Origin of the sequence: Vibrio sp. McD22-P3 (assembly GCF_021568915.1) — a bacterium.
Taxonomy (GTDB): Bacteria; Pseudomonadota; Gammaproteobacteria; order Enterobacterales; family Vibrionaceae; genus Vibrio; species Vibrio mediterranei.
In genome coordinates this window covers 81,978-103,111 of the sequence record NZ_JAKGTN010000007.1, presented here as the reverse complement: position 1 = coordinate 103,111, position 21,134 = coordinate 81,978, and the positions used below count along the sequence as shown (strand labels likewise).

Genomic DNA, 21,134 nt, shown 5'->3' with positions numbered 1-21,134 from the left:
AAAGGAATCTAAAAATGACCAAATTATACCAATCAACCATCAAGCATGTCGGTGAACTCGCAGAAGAAGCGTTGGCAGACAACATGATGATTCTATTCGGTGAAATGGCACCGGCAGATGCCGCTGAGTACTGTTTTATCCACTCTCACGATAGCTTGAAAGGCAATATTAATGTGGGCGGAACGTTACAGCTTGGTTCGAATGAATACCCTATCACTGCTGTTGGTGAGGTGGTGAATAAGAACCTTTCAGAACTCGGCCACATCACGATTCGGTTCGATAGCTTGAACGAAGCGGAATATCCAGGGTGTTTGCATGTGAGTGGATCTGTTCCTCACTGCAACATCGGAGAAACCATCTCTTTCTCATAAGGTTAACTAGATTCCAATCGGTATTTTGGCCTCTGCAGATGCTTTGAAGCACTCTCCCAAAGTGGAATGTAGAGGCCCTTTTTAAAGAATTAAATTTGTAAGAATGTCGGAGTATTTATGTGTAAAACAGCGTTAGTAGTCGGTGGCGGACAAACATTGGGTGCCTTTTTATGTGAAGGCTTGGCAGCAGATGGCTATCGCGTAGCCGTAGCAGATTTAAACGGTGATAATGCTCAGCAGATTGCTGATAAGATTAATCAAACTTATGGCGAAGGCATGGCGTTTGGTATTGCCGCTGACGCGACCGATGAGATGTCGGTTATCAATATGACCAAAAGTGTGGACGAGGTGTTTGGTAGAATCGATTTGATGGTTTACAGTGCAGGCACTGCTACCGCCGCTAAAATTGACACCTTCCCTATGGATGCATGGCAACGCTCATTAAGCGTTAACCTAACAGGTTACTTCCTGTGTGCACGTGAAGCGTCAAAAATCATGATTCGTGAAAATCGTGGAGGACGCATTATTCAAATTAACTCTAAATCAGGCAAAGTTGGGTCGAAACACAACAGTGGTTATTCGGCGGCTAAATTTGGTGGCGTTGGCTTGACGCAATCTTTAGCTCTTGATTTGGCTGAGCACAAAATTACCGTGCATTCATTAATGCTAGGTAACTTGCTGCAGAGCCCTATGTTCCAATCACTGAAGCCTCAATATGCGAAAAAACTGGGTGTCAGTGAAGAGGAAGTTGAGCAAATTTATATTGATAAAGTGCCGCTAAAAGCAGGCTGCGATTATCAAGATGTATTGAACGTACTGAAGTTTTACGCGAGTGAACAAGCCGCGTACTGTACAGGACAATCGATTAATATCACTGGCGGACAGGTGATGTTCTAGTTCCCCCACTAGGTGATGTCTTGTGCTCCTGATGCTGCGTTAGGTAGCAATTTCAAGGGCAGAATATCTGCCCTTATTTAAACAGTTAGAGAGGTGTTTTGTGGACTCAACAACTACATTAATTCTAGTGGCCATTGTGGCTTGGATTGGTCAAATTGCTTTGGGATTTTTTCAAATCCGCTCTTTCAATCGAATGGTTCAATCTATGTCACAGAAAGGGCATGTAAAGATCGGCAGAACTAAAAGTCGTTGGAAGGCGAGAACGCTCATTGTGGTTGCTGAGAATGACCAACAAACCATAGTGGATGCCAAAGTCCTAAATGGAATCTCTGTTTTTGCTAGACCTAAGACTTTGGACAAAATTGTTGGGCTAAGTTACCCATTATCCGCTGCGGTAATGAATGAACTAGCGAAAGGGACGCAAGAAGCCATCTCTGTTGCCTACGAAGGTTAACTAGGTCGCAGAATGTACCAAGAAATATAAACTTAGGTTTCTTTCTTTCACAGTGAAAGGGAAATTGTGTATAGTTTAAAAAAAATTAGTGATGGTGCATATGAACATTGAAAATAGACGTCAGAAGTTGGTGAACTATCTGAAACACGAGGGTAAGACCTCGGTAAATGATTTGGCAAACATTTTTGAAACATCAGGAGCAACCATTCGTACGGATTTGCGGACATTGGAAGAGGAAGGGTTGGTTGTAAGACGCTATGGGAGCGCAGAAGCTTGTGGTGCAAGTAAGATTGGTCAAGCCTCAATCGAGGATCGGTCAATGGATGAGAAGCAGACCTTGAATCTCGACCTCAAATCCGCCATTGCAAAGAAAGCGTGTGAGCTTATACGTGATGGTGATTCTATAATACTCGACTGCGGTAGTACTACATTACAAATGGTTCCTCATTTGGAAGATAAACTAGCGCTCACTCTAATGACCAATAGCATGCACATTGTAAACGCGATGGCACAATTAGAGCGCGAGCATACCGTGATTATTCCAGGCGGAACCTATCGTCGTATCTCTGCTTCGTTTCATGGCAAATTGGCTGAACAAGCTTTTAGTCAGTTCACTTTTGACAAGCTATTTATCGGTGCTGATGGTTTTGATCTTAACAGTGGAACAACCACATACAATGAAGCTTATCAAGTGAGCCAAGCAATGTACGAAGCGGCCAACGAAGTGATTGTCGTTTTAGATAGCAACAAATTTGGTCGTCGTAGCCCTAATGTTGTTGTGCCTTTGAAAGACATCGATGCCGTTATCACCGATAGTAATATTTCTCCAGAACATCTAGCAGAGCTAGAATCAAACAATATCAAAGTTTATCTCGTCTAATGTACTTCCCCCAGTGATACTGTAGGAATCTTGCCTACAGTATCTCCGTCGCAAAACTCTTCCTTGTTTACGCATTTACTTTTACATTAAGTGATATATTTTTTCACATAAAAAGTTAATTGGTGACTCCCTTCACGTTGCGAAAGTATATCTCTTTCATTTTGATAATGATAAGAGGAACAATATGGTTCAAAGTGTAAGGAGGATAACTTTGGACTACATGATTCTAGGCGCAGAATGGTTTATTGGACTATTCGAAAAAGGGGGCGAGGTTCTTTCTGATATGATCACTGGCATCTTGCCGTTATTGGTCTGTCTGCTTGTCGCCATGAATGCACTTATTCGTTTTATTGGTCAACATCGAATTGAAAGGTTAGCGACAAAGTGTGCAGGCAATCCAGTATCTCGTTATTTGGTTTTACCTTTTATTGGGACTTTCATTTTTTGTAATCCAATGACACTAAGTCTTGGACGTTTTCTTCCTGAAAAGTACAAACCCTCTTATTACGCGGCTGCATCTTACAGTTGTCACTCCATGAACGGCATGTTCCCTCACGTCAATCCGGGGGAGTTGTTTATCTATTTAGGTATTGCTGCCGGAATCACTCAGCTTAATCTGCCGTTGGCCCCGCTTGCTGTCAGCTATTTGTTTGTTGGTTTAGTGACTAACTTTTTTCGAGGTTGGATCACTGATTTGACGACAAGCATCATCTGCAAACAACAAGGCAGGGCGCTATCTGACAAGGTCGAAATTTCTAAGGAGGGCTCATGAGCATGATGTTAAAAGTCTCTGCGGGAAATGGAGGCTGGGGTGGTCCACTGTTTGTGCCTATCATTGCCGGAAAGAAAATTCTCTACGTGACCGGAGGAACCAAACCTGATTTGGTCACTGCCTTAGAAAATCTAACGGGATTGGAGAGTGTCGACGGTTTTAGACAGGTGCTTGAAGATGAGGATGTTGCATTAGCGGTTGTCGACTGCGGAGGAACGTTGCGATGTGGGCTGTATCCTAAAAAAGGCATCCCGACATTAAACATCCACGCGACAGGGCAAAGTGGTCCTCTTGCTCAATTCATCAAAGCAGATATCTATGCCTCTTCGGTAACTCCTCAGTGTATCGAATTGGTTGAAGGTGAATCCAATAGCCACGCTGAGCCGGTTAGCCAATCTGAGACGCCTCCTCAATACGATACGTCTCAGAAGTTAAGCGCCCAGTCGGATGGGCTGATCGCTAAGGTCGGGGTTGGCATGGGCTCGGTCATGTCGGTTTTTTATCAAGCTGGCCGCGACACTATCGACACGGTGCTTAAAACTATTCTGCCCTTTATGGCATTTGTTTCAATGCTGATTGGCGTCATCATGGCATCGGGGATTGGTGATGTGATTGCCAACCTGCTGTCGCCGTTGGCTCAGAATCCTTTGGGACTGGTGACGTTGGCATTGATCTGCTCTTTTCCGTTACTTTCACCATTTTTAGGCCCTGGGGCAGTGATCGCTCAAGTCATTGGTGTGTTAGTTGGGGTGCAAATTGGTGCGGGACATATTCCGCCTCACTTGGCGCTTCCAGCTCTGTTTGCAATTAACGCTCAAGCTGCGTGTGATTTTATACCCGTAGGGCTTGGACTGGCAGAAGCTAAGCAAGAAACGGTAGAAATTGGTGTGCCTTCGGTGCTTTATTCTCGCTTCCTGACGGGGGCTCCAACAGTCCTGTTTGCTTGGTTCGTCTCAATGTTCATTTATCAATAAGGGATGATGATGGGTTATCAATTTCGAGCCAATATTGTGAGCGTCGGAGAGTTTGCACAAGAGGCGCTTCAAGATGATATGTTGATACTGTTTAATGATTCTGCGCCAGAAGATGTGGCTGACTATTGCTTTATTCATGATCAAGCGGAGTACTCCGGCGAACTGTCTACTGAAAGCACCTTATTGATTGATGACGAGCCTTATGTGGTGACCTCTGTGGGCAGTGCGGCAAATACCAACCTGAAAAACCTAGGTCATATCACTATTAAGTTTGACGGAAACCTCACTCCGGACCTCGCAGGTACGGTCCATGTACTTGGAAGGAAAAAACCGCAGCTGGAATCGGGTGTGTCGTTGATTTTTGGTTAGTGTGTTAATTGGAACGACGCGTTACTTCTCTGGCGTAATTGCATAGTACCTAAGAAACATCAAATCGGCGGGAGTGGTGTCAGCGAGGTGATGAATAGTTGCTGGTGTAAGGCCATGGTCGAGTAGGGTTTCCCAGCTTTGGCACGCTTTGTTTATCTTTTCTATGTTTTGTCCTTGCTTCTGTTCGACTCCCTGTCTAATGAGGCGTATCTGTTCTCCAATCCAGTCCGCGGATAGGCTGGTTATTCCCATAGTCCTTGATGGCAAGCCGCTAGAGTTGTGGTTGGTTGTTATCATTGGCTATCTCTCGTTGCTTCATTAGATGGGCAGTGTAATGAAAGTGGTTCGGCAAATGTATGAGCCGAGCTAGGGTTGAGATATTAATGAGTTTTATAGATGTAGGAATAGGTAGCGCGCACTTTCTGAACCGCGTGGCACAAAATGGTAAGTCGCTATGAGTCGTTTGAATAGAATAGCGGCATCAAACGACATTACTCGATTTTGAGTAGATTCATAAACTCAAGGAATACATTGCTCAGGATGGCCTTACTGAGGTTACAACATTGAAAAACACACTTATCAAACACGCTTTAGTTGCAACAACCGGTATTTTGGCGCTAACGGCGACCACTGCACAGGCTTTCGAGCTAGGCGCTGATACCAAACGTGGTATTACGTTCCAGTTTGACAATATTATCATTGGTGTTAACGATAACTACGTAAACGGTGGTATGGCGTTTTTGCAGAAGCCACTATCGCAAGAGCACAATATTAGCTGGTTCGTTGAGGGTGGTGTGGGTTATAACTGGAATAGTGAACGTGTTGACGTGCATGCGCCTGTGGGACTCCGTTGGGAGCCAGTTAAAAATCTTGATGTTGACTTATTTGCTACGCCAGAAGTCAAATTTAAAGATGGCGTTGATGTTGGTGTGGGTGTTGACTTGGGTGTGTCCTGGAAATTCTAGGTCTCAACGAGAATACTAAACGGTGACCGTATCAAGGTCACCGTTTTTGCATTTTAGTGAGATGACTTAGGTAGCTAGATTAGTATCCAATAACCATTTGACCGAGAATGTAACCCGCACAACAGGCGGCAACGACGCCTATTAAACCGACACTCATAAAGGAATGGTTGAAGTACCATTTACCGATCTTAGTAGTACCGGAAGAATCGAAATTCACGGTTGCGATATCCGATGGATAGTTTGGAATGAAGAAATATCCATAGACCGCTGGCATTAAACCAATGAGCAGTGCTGGATCCAACCCCAGTCCTAAACCCACAGGAAGCATCATTCGAGCAGTGGCTGCTTGCGAATTAACAACAACCGATACAATGAAGAGTGCCAATGCAAACGTCCAAGGGTAATCCGTTACCATTTCGACGATCCCTGATTTAAATTGTGGCATTGCATATTGGAAGTAAGTGTCTGACATCCAAGCGATACCAAAGATCGCAATGGCGGCGACCATGCCTGATTTGAAGACCACACCATTCGGCACATGGCGTGGATCTGTTTTGGTTGCGAGCAGAATGATACCGCCGAAGCAGAGCATCATCATTTGAATAATGACGGCCATACTGATCGGTTTTGCTGCGTCACCAATGGTTCTCACTTCAGGAACCATTGCAATAATAACGATGACGACGATAGACAGTAAAAACAGTAAGACTGAATTACGTGCTGATGCAGGTAGAACTTCGTCTAACGACGTCGCCGTTGTGTTCAAAATGCGCTCGCGCCATTCAGGGTCTTTTAAGCGAGCTTGATATTCAGGATCGTCCTCTAATTCCTTGCCTCGTTTCATACTATAAAGTGACATCAAAAGTGTGCCGAATAAAGTAGCGGGAACGGTGACCATGAGTATGGATAGCAAGGTAATATCTGGTCGTAGATCCGATAATTGTGCGAGGTAATACACGACAGCTGCAGAAATAGGTGAAGCGGTAATGGCAATTTGCGAAGCTACCGAAGCTGCAGCCATCGGGCGTTCTGGACGAATACCGTTCTTTAACGCAACATCACCGATAATCGGCATAATGGAGTAGACTGCGTGACCAGTTCCTAGCAAGAAGGTCATACTGTAAGTCACAAAAGGTGCTATGAGCGTCACGCGTTTCGGATTCTTACGCAGCAAGCGCTCTGCTACTTGCAGCATAAACTTTAGTCCCCCGGCGGCTTCTAAGATAGATGCGCACGTCACAACCGCCAGAATGATCAACATGACCGTGACCGGAGGAGAGGTTGGCGGCATCTTAAAAATAAAGACTTCAATGGTGAGACCGATGCCGGAGACTACACCTAAGCCGATTCCCCCTTTTCTTGACCCGATATAGAGCATCAAGAGCAGGAACATAAATTCAAAATAGAGCATTAATATTTCCCATTTACAATTTGTAACACTCTCAATATTATCCATATAAAAGTTATGGCTATTTGACATAAAGATCACACAACGTATTGAATGAAAAATGGAAAGCTGATTTTATAAGTTCGGTCACGTTATAGAGAGAGGAAGTAAATAGGGTGTAATCTAGGTGTATTTACTGGGTATTTGATTGGTTGCACAACTGAAAAATAAGAGGCAGTACAAGGGGGAGCGTACTGCCTCTGTGTCTATGCGCAAATGCGCCAACTAGGTGTTTAAGGCTCAAACACTATGCGAATAGAAACGGTTTTCTCTGTCAATTTATTGTTAGTGTGCATCGGACATTTGGTTATTAATTTTCTAATTGGAATTAGCATCACAGCTTTCTAATTACTCATGATAAAACAGTCAGTTATGGATTCTCCCTGTTGGTTTTCTCCTCCTAGTATGGCGATACCATTATCAATGGATACACTCACTCCGTACGCCTGTCCGTCGCTAAGGTTTCCAACTTTGTTCCATTGAGATCCATTGAGTTGCCAAATGGCGTTGCTATAGTGTTTTACCAGCCCTTGATGGCTGAATAAGTGCCCTTGTTGAAAGCGTTGTTGGCTGCCAACAAAAAAAGCGCCTCCTGCGACAGTGGGTATGTTGTCGATGAGTCCCACAAAACCCCCAGCTATCCCCTCATGTTTTGGTTCATTTTGGACAATGGTGGGCAGTAAATCACATTCAACGGATCCGTTAGCTCTAATTTGGAATCGTTTGGTTTCCAAACTTCTTAGACCCGGTTTGATCTCACCTTCAATGAGCAGAATTTGTTGATCTTTCTCTATCAGTCCTGCGCCACAATTAGGCAAATAGGGGTTATCTGCTAGCTTTGACCAACGGAGTGTCCGAGTATCGAACATCCAGATATGCGGATTCCAACCGTAGGCCTCGATGGGTTGAGACATAAATGAGTCTAATATTGAGCGCTTATCAGTGGCAGAGCTGACCTTAGAGAGTCTAGCGAACAACGAATCGAACGTTTCTTTGCAATATCCTCCAATGAAAATGAGCTGGTGGTCTGAAATCGAAGTGGCACTGGCACCGAGTAATCCTACCGGTATGGTAGTATCGAGCTTTGACCACGTTTGCGTCTCTTTAGAGAAAAAATAACTATCTGTCAGCACGCGGACGTGAGGGTCTGTGTCCATTTTACCTGCGCCTGAGAACACATAGATCCCTGTGTCTGTTGTTACGCTAGCGGCATCGTTGCGATCGCATCCTGGAAAGGGCTGAGCGAGTTGCCAACCAAGCTCAACGTCATCCATATCCAAATAATAAAAACGCTTCCCTGCGCTGCCTAGGCCAGTATAGAGGCGGCGGCCAAGCAGTCCTCCAATACCGTTTTTCATTGAGATAGGTAGGGGTGGTAATGCGGTCAAACAGATAGTCATTTTGGGTTATTTCCTAATCTTGAATATCAACAGATTTTCCATTCCAGCTCAGCAGATACACTTTTTTGCTTGCTGAGCGGTCAGCCATTTCACCACCTGCGATCAGCACACCCTTTGGTGTGGTAAATGATGCGCCGTAGGCGGAGCCTTCAGGGAGATTGTTTGCTTGCTGCCATAAGTTGTCTTTCAGGACATAAATCTCAGGATTGAATGCTTTACTAAAGCCGTTATGAGCGAAAAGTTTGCCTTGTTCAAAGGCGTGCTTAGCGCCGTGGAAGTTGGCACCACCTGCGACCAAAACCACGCCGTTTGATTCGCCACTAAAAGCACCCGCTACACCTTCTTGTACATTTGAGGATTGAGGTGCAGGAAGAGAGTGAAGACTTTTCCACGGTTGCGCTGCGCCAAAGTTAAACTGTTTTACTTCTGCGGTTCTAAGTCCTGGCTTGATTTCACCGCTGACCAGCGTGGCAGTATTGCCATTGGATACTAACGCGCTGCCACAGTTCGGCAGATAAGGCGAAACAATTAGGGTATTCCATTGATTCGTTTCTGGGTTGTAGCTAACGACTTTATCGTTCCATTTGTAATCTCGAGGTGCCATGCTCATGTAGTTGTCGACAATGGATTGCCATTTGTCTGGCTGCGCTTTCTTATCGGTGGTGTTGATGTCGTAAAGATACTGATCGAAATAGGCTTTGTTATAGCCGCCGAAGAAAACAATCTGACTACCGTTAGGAGAATACGAAGCGGCGCCAAGTAAACCAACTGGGCTGGTACTTTTTACTTGAGACCAGGTGTCGTTCGTGGTGTCGAACTGATAAACCGTGTCGAACAAAATAGGAGAGGTGGCATCAGCCTGCTCTTTTCCTGCGCCTCCAAAAATATAGATCTTGTCGTTAACCGCGGTTGCCGTCGCGCCATTTCTTGCGGGGCCTATAAAGTCGGCCTGCTTTTGCCAACCCTTGTCGATATTAGCGAGGTCGAGCAAATAGAATGCGCTGCCAGAGGAACCAAGACCGGCATACACTTTGTCGCCTATCTGTGCACTGACGCCGCTTTTGATGCCTTCGGGTAAATCTGGCCATGACTCAGATGCGAGAGTGTTGTCAGTGACAATCAATGATGAAAGAGCGAGTGCAAAAAGCGAGTTCCTTGTCTTCATGATATTTCCTTATCGATAGGTGATGGCCTGTTTGGCCAAAATGTATACACATTATCGATCTTTGGAGAAAATATTCTTTGATCAAGTTAACAATAAAAATAATTTTTATCTAATCGTGGTTAGGAAGGTTTTTCCTGCAACAAAAAGCCCATCAAAAGATGGGCTTAAAAATGGAGATTTGCTAGCGTTTATGACATGAGTGGTACCACAACTTCGGCGGTTTCCATAACAGAGTCACTGTATTCAGGGTACTTGTCCAAAAGTGAATTGACGAGGACATCCACCAATAATAAAGCGCCTACTTTGGAAGCAAATGCCCCACCAGTTAAGGGGCCTTCCGGTCTAGCTGCTACTAACATTTCCGTTGAAATTGCCGAGAGCGGACTGTGATTAATGTTAGTTAGTGCAACCACAGGGACATTTTTACTGAACGCCTGCTTTGCTGCATGAACGACTTCTTTGGTGGAGCCTGAACTTGATACAGAAAACCACAAGTCCCCTTGTGTAGAGCGGCTAGCATTCATGGCTGCCAAGTGAGTGTCTTCGTACATAATCGCTTTCTTACCGATTCGGATAAGTCGGTAAGCTAGGTATCGACCCACGATGCTTGATGCGCCTACACCGACACAACCAATAAAGTCGGCGGAATGCACTAAAGTACAAATCCTATCCAGGGCCTTTCTGTCAATCAGTTTTGCGGTATCTTGGAGACTATCAACCGCACTGCTTGCCGAAATATCGCAGATGTCACCATCTTTAACAGGAGCAGACTTACTGGCGTTTTGGCTTAGGTCGACTGCTAAGGCCATACGGAAGTCGGAATAACCTTTGTAACCCATATCGCGGCAAAGACGTACTACAGTCGCTTCACTGGTTTGGGTATTTCGAGCAAGATCTGTGATGGTCTGGAACTGCACTTCATGAGCATTCTCAAGAATGTAGTCCGCGACTTGTCTTAATTTCTTACTGAGTGGTTCCATGTTGGAGCGCAAACGAACCAGCAGATTGTTCGGTGATCCCACGGTATCCCCTTAATTCTTGTACCTAGATTAAAAATATCAGACTCCCTAACGGTTTAACACCAACAATTAATATAATTCGCGGCATTTCATAGAGAAATGATATACGGTTTGCCTGAAAGCCTAAAAAGGAGGCAACTGCCTCCTTTTGTGCGCGTAGGCGTTAAAAGCCGATGTCTCGCATTTTCGCTACCACATCCGCTTTTTGAGCCGCGGTCAATGCTCGAATTGGTGAGCGCGGGTCACCAGCATCGATACCATGAATTTCCATTGCTGCCTTACCAGCGGCAACGCCGCCATACTCTACAAGAATACGAATAATAGCAATGACTTTATCCATGAGTGCTGTTACACGTGGTTGATCGCCTTGATTGAAAGCTTCAATAATCTCCAAATAAAGCGGAGCAGCGTAATTGTAGGTACTGCCCACTGCGCCCACTGCGCCTACGGCAAGACCTGCTGGTAAGAACTCATCTACGCCAAACGGGATATCAAATTTTCCATCAGCAACTCGCATGCAGCGTTGATATTCGTAAAGGTCCATGTGATTAAATTTTGCACCTAGAAGGTTTGGAATTTTCTGATCACCTTGGATTAGGAACTGTTCAAGATCTAAATTGACCCCTGACATTCCTGAATGATAGTAGTAGAAGCCTTTTGAAGGTGCAGCGGCCGCTATTTGGGCGCAGTAGTCCACTAAGTCTTCAACTGAACCAGGTTTAAAGAAGCATGGACCAATGGCAGATGTTGCCATAATGTCGAGGGTCTCTGCGTGCTTGGTTAGCTCCAAGGAATCTACAATACTCAATGCGCCAGTATGAACAATCAGGTCTAACTGACCTTTTGATGCTGTTACCCAACGCTCAGCGATGGCTTTACGTTCTTCAACGGAGCAGTGAATACCTTCACCAGTTGTGCCACAAACGTATGCGCCTGTTACACCTTGCTCTACAAGCAGTTCTTGCGATTTGGTCAATCGCAGCAAAGTTCACTCGATTACTTGCATCAAAAGGAGTGTGTGGTGCTGCGATAAGTCCTTGTAGTTTTCTCATTTTATTGGCCTTCAAATTGCGATTAATGGCAGGCCAATGCTGGCCTGCGTAATTGTTATTGTCCGTATCCTAAGAACAGCTCTGGTAAGAAAAGCGTCACTTGAGGGAAGATTGCTACTAATGCCAGTACGATGAACAGTGGCACTAGAAGAGGGATAACGCCTCGGGTTAATACATGGAATGGAATGTCACCAACGCGAGATACAACATACAACGCCATACCCATTGGTGGTGTCAAAATACCAATCATAAGGTTAAGAATAGCCATCACACCGAAGTGAACAGGATCGATCCCAACAGCCGCCGCAACCGGTACGAGGAATGGTACCAACAACAGCAATAACGCTAGTGATTCAATAAAGGTTCCTAGGAACAGCAGTAATAGGTTAATCAGTAGAAGCAGTACCAGTGGGTTATCACTGATGGTTAAGAAATAGTCTGCGAGCATTTGCGGCAATTGTTCACGAGCGACAATCCAACCGAAGACGGTGACGCCCATAACCATAAGCGCAACAACAGCCGTGGTATTGACAGTTTCTTTTAGAATGTCGACGAAACCTGCGAGTGTGAGCTGCTTGTATACTACCGTGCCCAAAAACAGAGCGTAAAGAGAGGATACGACCGCTGCTTCTGTTGGTGTGAATTTACCTGAGAAAATACCACCGATGATGATTACGGGTGTAAGCAGGGATAAAAAGGCTTCTTTTAGCGACTTAAACTGCTCTTTGCGAGATGCTTTTGGCAGCGTCATGTAACCGCGTTTTTTACAGATGAAGTAGCTCATCACCATTAACGCACCACAACATAGGATGCCGGGAACTGCGCCTGCCAAGAACAGCGCACCAATAGAGGTATTGGAAACCACACCATAAATAACAAGTGGCACAGACGGCGGTACTAGCGGCCCGATGATACAAGATGCTGCGGTTAAACCACCTGCAAAGTCATCATGATACTTTGCGTCGCGCATGGATTTGATTTCCAGCTGACCTAAGCCGCCGGCATCCGCGAGAGCAGAGCCAGACATACCAGAGAACAGTAAGCTTGCCATGATGTTTACATGCCCTAAGCTACCGGTCACGTGGCCGACCATAGATTTAGCAAAGTTGAAGATACGTTCGGTTATTCCCGCGCTGTTCATCAAGTGTCCAGTGAGAACAAAGAACGGTACTGCTAGTAAGGTAAAGTTATCAATGCCGCCAAGCATTTGCTGAGCTGCAAAGTTGATTCCAGTACTGTTGGTTAATACCAAGAATACTAAAGCAACAAATATCAGTGAGAAGCCAACGGGCATACCTGCAAATAACAGAGCTAGCCAGCCGAAAATTGAACCTGCCATGAGAACTCCTTACCTCTGGGCAACTTGCGATGAGCTAGAAGCGTCTTCGCTTTTAGCTTGTTTAAACTCAGCTCCAATCGAGAAGATCTTTTGTAACTGTCGGACGACCATGAACACGCCACCAAGAGGTAGGCTGTAGTTCATCCATTTACTAGAAATGCCTAAGGTGATGAGTTCAAAGAAAGCAGTACGTTGTACGTGCTGATACCCGAGGTAAATGATGGCGAAAATGGACACCAACACAGCGAGTTCGAGTGCGATTACTAATGAATAACGGATATTTTGTGGAAGCTTATCCGAGAAAAAGGTGATGTTGACGTGGGTGCCTCGTTTGATGGCCATCGCGCAACCGATGAGTGACATATACATAAACAGCACACGAGCTAATTCCTCACTCCACAAAGAAGGATCGTTCAGCAACCAGCGTGTTCCTATTTGCCAAGTCAGCACCACTAACAGGGCAGCCATCAGCGGCACTGTTATGATTTCTTCAATATTATCAAATATTTTGCGTATCATTTTAGGCTCCAAGGCTGACCAAATCGGCCAGCCGAGATTACAACTTCAATTCAAGCGAACGTCGAATTGATTGCGGCAATTACATTGCAGCAAGTTTCTTAACGATAGGCTCGCCAATCTTCTCTTCGAATTCCGTATATAGAGGCTGCATTGCTTCACGGAATGGTGCGAGATCAGGGTAAGTGACTTTCACGCCTTCAGATTCAAAGAAAGAGATAAGCTCTGCTTCTTGTTTCTTAACCGATGCAGTATGAGCGGCTCCCGCTTTTGCTACTGCGTCAGTAATGATCTTCTTATCGGCATCAGACAGTTTTTGCCATGTTGACTCAGAAATAATCACCATTTGGTCGTTAACAATGTGGTTAGTAATGGCGAGGTTGTCCTGAACTTCGTAGAACTTCATTGTCTTAATGGTTGGCAATGGGTTTTCTTGACCGTCAACCGCGTTGGTTTGCAGTGCTAGATACACTTCTGAGAACGCCATTGGTGTTGGTGAAGCACCAGAAAGTTTTGCGTAGTTTAGGTTCGGTTTAGCGTTAGGAACGCGTAGCTTCAGACCTTTGAAATCTTCAATCGTGTTTAGAGGACGGTTAGAGGTGGTTTCACGAGTACCGTTGTACCAAGTATCTAGAGCACGCCAGTTGAATTTAGTCAGCATTTCTTCACGTACGCCTTGACCAAAATCTGAATCAAACATGCGACGTAGGTGTTCGTAGTCTTTGGCAACGTAAGGTAGGGTTACTGCTTCTGCTCGTGGGATCCATAGACCCATACGGCCAAATTCAGCGTAAGTAATATCGAGATCGCCAAGGGTTAATTGCTGAAGCATAGCGCGGTCATCACCAAGTTGCGCGCTAGGGTATAAAGCAATTTTAATGTCGCCGTTACTCATCTCTTCTACTGTATCGGCAAGAAGTTTTGCAGAGGTATATTCCACAGATCCAACAGAGGCTTGCATGCCCATCTTAAGTGTTGTCGCCGCTTGTACTGAAACTGCACATCCTAATGTCAGCATAGCGATAGTAATTTTATTTATAGCTTTCATGTTCTTCCCTTTTGTCCATTGTTTGGCGAGATTCGCGAGTTTCAAAAAAAAATTTTATTTTGTTTGAAAAAAATCTTCGTTATGGATTATTATGGTCGTGAAGATTATTTTCAAATCAACTTTTCACAAACTGTGATCACGGACAAAATTTAGCCTAACTTATCTGTTTAAAGACTCGTTAAGCGGTTTTGGGACAAGGAAGCATGTCCAATATTTCGTTGACGCCAACATAAGACGAGAGGCTCGAAGTGAGAGATAAAAGTCTAAAAATCAGAGAATTAAAAGAGCAATTGCGTGGGCAAACGGTAGTATCTATTCAGCCAGTTGTCGGAAGTCCACTCGAGAAAACCGAATTTATTGTTGCCATGGCTCTAGCTGCGCAGCAAGCGGGTGCCAAAGCTTTACGTATCGAAGGTGTTAAAAATGTTGCGGCTGTAGCAGCTAATGTGACTATACCAATTATCGGTATCGTGAAACGTGACCTTATTGACAGTCCAGTTAGAATTACTCCTTATGTTGAGGATGTGGAAGCGCTAGCAGCCGCGGGCGCAACAATTATTGCGTTTGATGCAACCAGTCGAGTTCGTCCTGAATCTAGAGCGGTGATTGTAGACGCCATTCAACGCACGCCTTGTTTTGGTATGGCGGATTGTTCATGTTTTGAGGATGGCACTTGGGCTTATGAGCAAGGTGTGGAAATCATTGGTTCGACATTGTCAGGCTATGTGGGTGGCGAAGAGCCTACCGAGCCCGATCTAAATCTAGTTCGAAGATTTGCAGCCGAAGGCTTCTTTACCATGGCAGAAGGGCGATACAATACGCCGGAGTTAGCAGCAAAAGCGATTGCCAATGGTGCGATAGCCGTTACAGTAGGTTCTGCACTGACAAGATTAGAAGTGGTGACTCAATGGTTCAATGCGGCAACTCAAGCAGAGGTGAAACAGTATGAGCACGTTAGCTATTGATATTGGTGGTACTAAAGTCGCTCTAGGATTGGTTCAAAATGGTGAACTGGTAGAGCGTGCTCAGCTAGCGACGCCTGAGACGACATGTGTACAAGAGTTTGCTAGTCAAATTCTTGTACAGTGTCGGTCATGGATACACCAGGTCACACAGATTGGGATTTCTACTACGGGATGGGTGAAACCAGAAGGCATTACTTCTATTAATCCCGATACTCTTGCCTTCCCTCAACCGTTTCCTTTACATAAAGAGATAGAAGCACAAACAGATAAGCCTGTTGCTATTCTCAATGATGCTCAAGCGGCTGCTTGGTATGAATATCGCTCTCTCAAAACCCCCGTAAACAATATGGCTTACATAACGGTATCAACTGGTGTAGGTGGTGGTTTGGTTCTTAACGGGCAACTGTATAAAGGGAGTCAGCATCTCGCTGGACATATCGGCCATACCAGTATTGATATCAATGGTCCCGTCTGTGGTTGTGGGCAACGTGGTTGTGTTGAAAGCATTGCCTCCGGAACGGCAATTAACCGAGCTGCTCGTCAAGCTATTCACCCGACAATCTCAAATATTGAGTTGTTTGAACTCGCCAGTGACAATGCGCAAGCAATGGACATCATCAAAAAGAGTGCGCATGCGGTTGCTCAGCTGTGTTGCAATTTGAAAGCTACACTAGACTTAGATCTTATTTGTCTAGGTGGAGGAATAGGGCTAACGGAGGTGTACATTCCATTAGTTCTAGACTATATCGAAACAATGCCAGCAGCATTTCGAATAGATGTCGTTAAGGCAACCGGTGATTATGATGCATGTTTATTGGGTGCTGCAGCCCAATTCTCATAGCGAAATGGGTTAAAAAATAGTGTTTCACAGCCTCATAGGTTGTTGATGGAAGGAATAGATAGACAAATGACGATACGAGCAATCACAGCCAAGACGATTTTCGATGGCGAGCAGTACCATTCCGACTCTGCATTGGTTTGGAAAGGAGACCGGATTGTAGACATAGTCCCCACGTCTACATTGCCTAGCTCAGTCATTGTTACTGATGTTGGCGACAAAATTGTTGCACCGGGATTTATCGATATTCAAGTGAATGGCGGCGGCGATGTCATGTTTAACTCTGATACAACTGTTGACGGTATAGACACTATTTGTCGAGCCCATCGTCAACACGGTACAGCCTATCTATTACCAACCTTGATCAGCGCAACGCCAGAGGAAATGAAAACGGCGTTGATTGCTGCGGAGAGTGCGATCGAGCAGGGTGTGGCAGGTGTACTAGGTGTTCACCTAGAAGGACCTTGGCTTAATAAAGACAAGAAAGGCGCGCACGATGCCAGTAAGTTTTATAGCCCAACGATTGATCAGTTAGAAGCTTTTCCATGGTTAGAGCGAGGGGTTAGCTTGGTCACGTTAGCGGCAGAGAATGTCGATACGCAGGCACTAAATTGGTTACAGCAGCATCACGTTGTGGTGTCTTGTGGGCACAGTAACGCAACTCAGCATCAGTTAACGGCAGAAAAACTTGCTTCAGTAAATGGTTTTACGCATTTGTTTAATGCGATGTCGCCGCTTGAAGGGCGTGAGCCTGGTACTGTTGGCACGGCATTGATGACCGACCATGCTTGGTGTTCAATTATTGTCGACGGTATTCATGTTGCAACGCAAAACGTTTTGATGGCTCATAAGCTTAAGCCAGACGGGAAGCTGCTTATTGTGACCGATGCGATGGCGAGTGTCGGCAGTAGAACCAATCGCTTTGTCTTAGATGGTGAAGAAATTTCGGTACAAGATGGAAAATTGGTGAACTCAAGTGGATCTCTAGCTGGTGCGCATATTGGCATGGACCAGTCTGTCGCTAATGCCATTGCCTGGGGACTGAATGAGGCTGAGGTATTGAGAATGGCTTCAACCTATCCAGCCGAGGCTCTTAATCTGGACGACGTGGGTATTTTGAAGCCGGGTTACCGAGCCGCTGCAACCATACTTAATTCTGATTACAGCTCCTATGCGGTATTAGTTGATGGTGCGCTAAACCCTTAGCTTCTGTTTATGAAGTTAGTTTGCTTGTAATTTCGCTGAGGTAATAAACTCGCCAAAGCTTTCACACCAAATGATCGCTGCCGTGTATTGGCTTAAATCTGTGCCTTCTGGCAGCGATAGCAAGAATCTATCGAAGGTTTTCACATCTCCCACCTGTAACATGTTGGCTTTGTTAGTATTAAAATCCGCTTCTGTTTCCACATATATTGGAGATAGGTACAGTTTGTAGTCAGGCCCCGGAGCAAGTTCGCCAATAAACATAGCGCTGTCATTGGTAAAACTGATATCGCCTTCACCCCAATGAAAAAGATCGCTGTCTTGTCGGTCTTTATCGAATGTCCCTTTGACGACGATTTGATTGGCATCCGCAGTGACGCTTGCGATTGAGGGGGAATCAGGCTGAGTAAGAATCGGCAGGACATAAATACCCAACATAAACCCAAAGAATAAGGCTGCAAGGTGGCTAAAAAGTAACAGAACTCGCTTCATGTTCACTCCTTGAACAAATAATTTTATCTTAATTTACTTAAACATAGTTCAAGCAATACGTCATTGGAACTGATGATTTTGGATCGTTGATATGATTTTTTCTCGCGTCGCTTTATGGTCCTCATCATTGACGAATCGACGGTGATAGATCATGCGATATTGCACATTGCGAATATCAAGGGGAATGGGCATGACTTTGAGACCCAGCATGGGCGCGAGGTGATTCGCTAAGGACAAGGTTGATGCGCCCAGCAGATCCGTTGTCGCTGCGAGTGCTAGCATACTTGAAACGGACCCTGTTTCAGCCTTTATCGTTCTTATAGGCATTGGTTTTTCTGCTAAAAAATCCATCATGTTAACGTTGTTGCGACGTATTTTTAGCGCAATATGTTGTTGTTCGAGGTACTGTTCCGTTGTTAGTGATGTGCCAATATTCGGATGGCCTTTTCGGCAAACACACACCGCAGGCTCATCAAAAATGTCTTCAACGATATGTGATTGGCTTTTGCTAGTGGCAATGTCGATTGCGAGATGGACTTTCTGCGAATCGATGTCAGCGAGAAGTTGCTGCTCGCTGAGCGGGGTTTCGATAAACGACAATCCCGGCAAATCACAAAGCAGGTGCATCAGGCTTTCGTTGCAATAGACTCGAGTGACTTCCTGTTTTTTCTCAATGGTCTCTAGAATGGCAAGGGGCGTCTCAATCTTATCTGCCAACGCAACGGCCGCTCCTGTTGGTGCAATTCCACGTCCAGAACGGACAAATAGCGTTTTCCCCACCACGACTTCTAATCGTTTTAATGCCGCACTTACTGCTGGCTGAGTCAGTTCCAACTCTTCTGCTGCCATTGTTATAGAGCGATGACGATAAACCGCGCCAAAAGTTGTAAGTAGATTTAAGTCCATAACGACCTGATTTAGTGAGTGTTATTTCTTATCCTAGCAGAGCAAAGGTGACTGTCAATTGACCTTAGTTGGAGTACGCTGATTCGAATTTAGATTAAAACACATAAATTAAATTTATATATAAAGCTAAATTTGCTCTATTTTTCGTATCTTAGGTTATGGTTAAGATGGTGAACATAGACACACGGATGTGATTTTTCCATTCAATTAAGAGATTTCGAGAAAATGAAAAATGTCCGTATTGTCTCAATTATGGCTTTAATCGCACTCATCTTTAGTGGTTTCGCCTACTCCCAAAACTGCAACGTTGAACCGTTAGAAGCAACAGAATATTCGTTGCTCAGCAACAACTGATTTCTCTCATTTATATTCATTTATTACTTTTCCCTGTTATGGGAGAGGAGGAATTATTATGCCAAAAATCCATATAGTGACTGCTGTTGCTGGCTCGATTCTTCTATCGGCGCCAGTTTTAGCTCAAACGCCTTTTGAACATTATCAGTCTGAAAATTCAGCTAGTTTCTCAGGTTACAAGCACTATAACTACGAACAAAACGTCAATACCGAAGAGTTGATGAAACAGGGTGGGAAAATCTATTCTTCACCAGAGGAAATACATGCCATTTTGCAAGGAGGGCTCAAAACAGATATCCAGACTGGCGAAGAACTCTGGAAAGAAGGTCTAATGTTTGATGGCATTGAACCAATGGATCATATGGTTACTGCCGCCAATTGGTACCCAAGGACGGAAGAGCTGTTAACTAATGAAATGCGTGTGACCTTCATGGGGACATCCCCTATGATTCGCCCAGGTCAAGCTAATACCTCCATATACGTAGAGTTAGGCAACGGTGACAATTTCGTGTTCGATATTGGTGAGGCGTCAATTGCTAACTATATTGGGGCTGGTGTTGCGCTAAACGAACTGGACAAAATTTTCATAACTCATTTGCATGTAGACCATTTTGGCTCTCTTCCTTATTTGTACCAATTTGGAGGTTGGAATGGACGGTGGGAAAAACCACTAACGATTTATGGTCCATCAGGTCGCAACCCGGAAGATGGGACGCGACATATGGTAGAAGGCATGTTGCAAATGCTTTCTTGGCATCAAGACGCGTTTGATGTTTTCCCATCAGGTAATGATATAGAAGTTGTTGAGTTCGACTTCAAAGACGATGGCGGCATTATCTATGATGTTGATGGCGTCAAAGTATCACATTGGAGACGTTCTCACGCAAAAGATGGTGCCTCAGCATATCGCCTTGATTGGACAATCAATGACGAGGAGTCGCTCTGTTTTGTCTGGACTGGGGATGGTCGACCTACCGAACTTGATATTCAGTATGCCAAAGGTTGCGATTTGTTCGTAACCGAGGTTCAGACTGAGCTCGTCGGATTAGCGTCCATCGTTCAAGGAGTGCCTGCTTTTCTAACACGCTATACCATTGATACTCATCATACGTCAGGCTATGCGGCGGGATGGCTAGCAGATCAAATACAACCACGTTTGTTTATGACTACTCATATGGAGTTTGACCCTTACTACAATAACGAAACTGTGGCTCAGGTACGTGAACATTGGAAAGGTCCATATCACTTTGGCGCCCCCGATATGATAGTCGCGAACATTACACCGGACAAAGCATGGGTCCGAGAGGGGATTATTCCAGATTTTCCAAATAACCGAGCTCCCCAGTTTAATCTCAATGACGGTGAAGTATTTCGTGTTCCAATGCCGAAAAATTCACGAGCCGATATTCAAGAGCAAGAGATTCGTGATTTAGAAATTGATGAAGCACTGTATTACCCCGAAGGTTACCACCCTCAACTATTGAAAGAATGGCCGTTGGATCGTGACCTGATAGTGCCAACGGAAGTATTGCCAGAAAGCATGAAGCAAGGGATGGGCGAGAAGCAGCGAATGGTTGATAAAATGCGCGAAGCTCATGGATTGGAACCTCGTTCCGTGCATCGTAAAGATTCAGCAGACCCATATCGCGACACTCGTGAAGGCAATACCAAACCAGAACAAGAGTAGTGACTTTGTTTGTGGGCATAG

Annotated in this window: 22 protein-coding genes and 1 pseudogene; 12 read left to right on the top strand and 11 right to left on the bottom strand. The window is 44.9% G+C overall.

The window, feature by feature from the left end:
* Positions 1-14 precede the first annotated feature (14 nt).
* The 7 genes from L2W36_RS10120 to L2W36_RS10090 all read left to right on the top strand — a co-directional run bounded on the left by L2W36_RS10120 (position 15) and on the right by L2W36_RS10090 (position 4,717).
* A complete protein-coding gene (locus tag L2W36_RS10120) occupies positions 15-371 on the top strand; it encodes a PTS glucitol/sorbitol transporter subunit IIA (protein ID WP_006075328.1) in 357 nt (118 codons plus the stop codon).
* A gap of 117 nt (positions 372-488) precedes the next feature.
* Entirely contained in the window at positions 489-1,268 is a 780-nt protein-coding gene (gene srlD, locus L2W36_RS10115) for a sorbitol-6-phosphate dehydrogenase (RefSeq protein WP_062458724.1), read from the top strand.
* A gap of 100 nt (positions 1,269-1,368) precedes the next feature.
* The gene (locus tag L2W36_RS10110) at positions 1,369-1,722 is read left to right on the top strand and encodes a transcriptional regulator GutM (protein WP_006075326.1); all 354 of its coding nucleotides are present in this window, start codon (positions 1,369-1,371) and stop codon (positions 1,720-1,722) included.
* Between the two features lie 100 nt (positions 1,723-1,822).
* Entirely contained in the window at positions 1,823-2,602 is a 780-nt protein-coding gene (gene srlR, locus L2W36_RS10105) for a glucitol operon DNA-binding transcriptional repressor SrlR (RefSeq protein ID WP_038230883.1), read from the top strand.
* Between the two features lie 211 nt (positions 2,603-2,813).
* Positions 2,814-3,374: a PTS glucitol/sorbitol transporter subunit IIC gene (gene srlA / locus L2W36_RS10100; protein ID WP_275661188.1), complete on the top strand. Its 561-nt coding sequence runs from the start codon at positions 2,814-2,816 to the stop codon at positions 3,372-3,374.
* On the top strand, positions 3,371-4,348 hold the full coding sequence (gene srlE, locus L2W36_RS10095; protein ID WP_038230741.1) for a PTS glucitol/sorbitol transporter subunit IIB: 978 nt from the start codon (positions 3,371-3,373) through the stop codon (positions 4,346-4,348). The genes srlA and srlE overlap by 4 nt, the downstream gene beginning before the upstream one ends.
* A 9-nt stretch (positions 4,349-4,357) precedes the next feature.
* On the top strand, positions 4,358-4,717 hold the full coding sequence (locus L2W36_RS10090; protein WP_031493292.1) for a PTS glucitol/sorbitol transporter subunit IIA: 360 nt from the start codon (positions 4,358-4,360) through the stop codon (positions 4,715-4,717).
* Positions 4,718-4,738: 21 nt separating this feature from the next.
* Here the strand turns inward: L2W36_RS10090 and L2W36_RS10085 are convergent, their stop codons facing one another.
* The gene (locus L2W36_RS10085; RefSeq protein ID WP_236109958.1) at positions 4,739-5,014 is read right to left on the bottom strand and encodes a hypothetical protein; all 276 of its coding nucleotides are present in this window, start codon (positions 5,012-5,014) and stop codon (positions 4,739-4,741) included.
* A 266-nt stretch (positions 5,015-5,280) separates the two neighbouring features.
* Between L2W36_RS10085 and L2W36_RS10080 the strand changes: the two genes are divergently transcribed.
* Entirely contained in the window at positions 5,281-5,682 is a 402-nt protein-coding gene (locus L2W36_RS10080) for a hypothetical protein (protein ID WP_006075320.1), read from the top strand.
* Between the two features lie 79 nt (positions 5,683-5,761).
* Here L2W36_RS10080 and L2W36_RS10075 read toward each other — a convergent pair whose 3' ends face one another.
* From L2W36_RS10075 to L2W36_RS10040, 8 genes and pseudogenes are all read right to left on the bottom strand, one after another.
* Positions 5,762-7,093: an anaerobic C4-dicarboxylate transporter gene (locus L2W36_RS10075; protein WP_062458712.1), complete on the bottom strand. Its 1,332-nt coding sequence runs from the start codon at positions 7,091-7,093 to the stop codon at positions 5,762-5,764.
* 380 nt (positions 7,094-7,473) lie between these two features.
* Positions 7,474-8,529 (bottom strand): YjhT family mutarotase, encoded by a 1,056-nt coding sequence (locus L2W36_RS10070; RefSeq protein WP_236109957.1) that lies wholly within the window; start codon positions 8,527-8,529, stop codon positions 7,474-7,476.
* Between the two features lie 13 nt (positions 8,530-8,542).
* Positions 8,543-9,694 carry an N-acetylneuraminate epimerase gene (locus tag L2W36_RS10065; RefSeq protein ID WP_236109956.1) on the bottom strand — a complete coding sequence of 384 codons (1,152 nt, stop codon included), beginning with the start codon at positions 9,692-9,694 and terminating at the stop codon, positions 8,543-8,545.
* 188 nt (positions 9,695-9,882) lie between these two features.
* Positions 9,883-10,716 carry a MurR/RpiR family transcriptional regulator gene (locus L2W36_RS10060; RefSeq protein WP_031493297.1) on the bottom strand — a complete coding sequence of 278 codons (834 nt, stop codon included), beginning with the start codon at positions 10,714-10,716 and terminating at the stop codon, positions 9,883-9,885.
* 160 nt (positions 10,717-10,876) lie between these two features.
* A pseudogene (locus L2W36_RS10055) lies at positions 10,877-11,765 on the bottom strand (dihydrodipicolinate synthase family protein).
* Positions 11,766-11,820: 55 nt separating this feature from the next.
* Entirely contained in the window at positions 11,821-13,104 is a 1,284-nt protein-coding gene (siaM, locus tag L2W36_RS10050) for a sialic acid TRAP transporter large permease SiaM (RefSeq protein WP_063604823.1), read from the bottom strand.
* Between the two features lie 9 nt (positions 13,105-13,113).
* Positions 13,114-13,623: a TRAP transporter small permease gene (locus L2W36_RS10045; RefSeq protein ID WP_006075311.1), complete on the bottom strand. Its 510-nt coding sequence runs from the start codon at positions 13,621-13,623 to the stop codon at positions 13,114-13,116.
* Between the two features lie 79 nt (positions 13,624-13,702).
* Positions 13,703-14,668, bottom strand: coding sequence for a sialic acid TRAP transporter substrate-binding protein SiaP (locus L2W36_RS10040; protein WP_006075310.1), 966 nt, complete (start codon positions 14,666-14,668; stop codon positions 13,703-13,705).
* A 248-nt stretch (positions 14,669-14,916) separates the two neighbouring features.
* On the opposite strand from L2W36_RS10040, the gene L2W36_RS10035 reads away from it, so the two are divergent.
* The 3 genes from L2W36_RS10035 to nagA all read left to right on the top strand — a co-directional run bounded on the left by L2W36_RS10035 (position 14,917) and on the right by nagA (position 17,677).
* Positions 14,917-15,633: a putative N-acetylmannosamine-6-phosphate 2-epimerase gene (locus L2W36_RS10035; RefSeq protein WP_062458694.1), complete on the top strand. Its 717-nt coding sequence runs from the start codon at positions 14,917-14,919 to the stop codon at positions 15,631-15,633.
* Positions 15,614-16,474 (top strand): N-acetylmannosamine kinase, encoded by an 861-nt coding sequence (locus tag L2W36_RS10030; RefSeq protein WP_236109955.1) that lies wholly within the window; start codon positions 15,614-15,616, stop codon positions 16,472-16,474. Before L2W36_RS10035 ends, L2W36_RS10030 begins: the two co-directional genes overlap by 20 nt.
* 66 nt (positions 16,475-16,540) lie before the next feature.
* A complete protein-coding gene (nagA, locus tag L2W36_RS10025) occupies positions 16,541-17,677 on the top strand; it encodes an N-acetylglucosamine-6-phosphate deacetylase (RefSeq protein ID WP_236109954.1) in 1,137 nt (378 codons plus the stop codon).
* Between the two features lie 15 nt (positions 17,678-17,692).
* Here nagA and L2W36_RS10020 read toward each other — a convergent pair whose 3' ends face one another.
* On the bottom strand, positions 17,693-18,166 hold the full coding sequence (locus tag L2W36_RS10020) for a DM13 domain-containing protein (protein WP_006069378.1): 474 nt from the start codon (positions 18,164-18,166) through the stop codon (positions 17,693-17,695).
* A gap of 60 nt (positions 18,167-18,226) precedes the next feature.
* Positions 18,227-19,072, bottom strand: coding sequence for a LysR family transcriptional regulator (locus tag L2W36_RS10015; RefSeq protein ID WP_236109953.1), 846 nt, complete (start codon positions 19,070-19,072; stop codon positions 18,227-18,229).
* A gap of 412 nt (positions 19,073-19,484) precedes the next feature.
* Here L2W36_RS10015 and gntH point away from each other — a divergent pair, with 412 nt between their 5' ends.
* Positions 19,485-21,113: a guanitoxin biosynthesis MBL fold metallo-hydrolase GntH gene (gene gntH, locus L2W36_RS10010; protein WP_236109952.1), complete on the top strand. Its 1,629-nt coding sequence runs from the start codon at positions 19,485-19,487 to the stop codon at positions 21,111-21,113.
* The last annotated feature ends 21 nt before the right edge of the window (positions 21,114-21,134 follow it).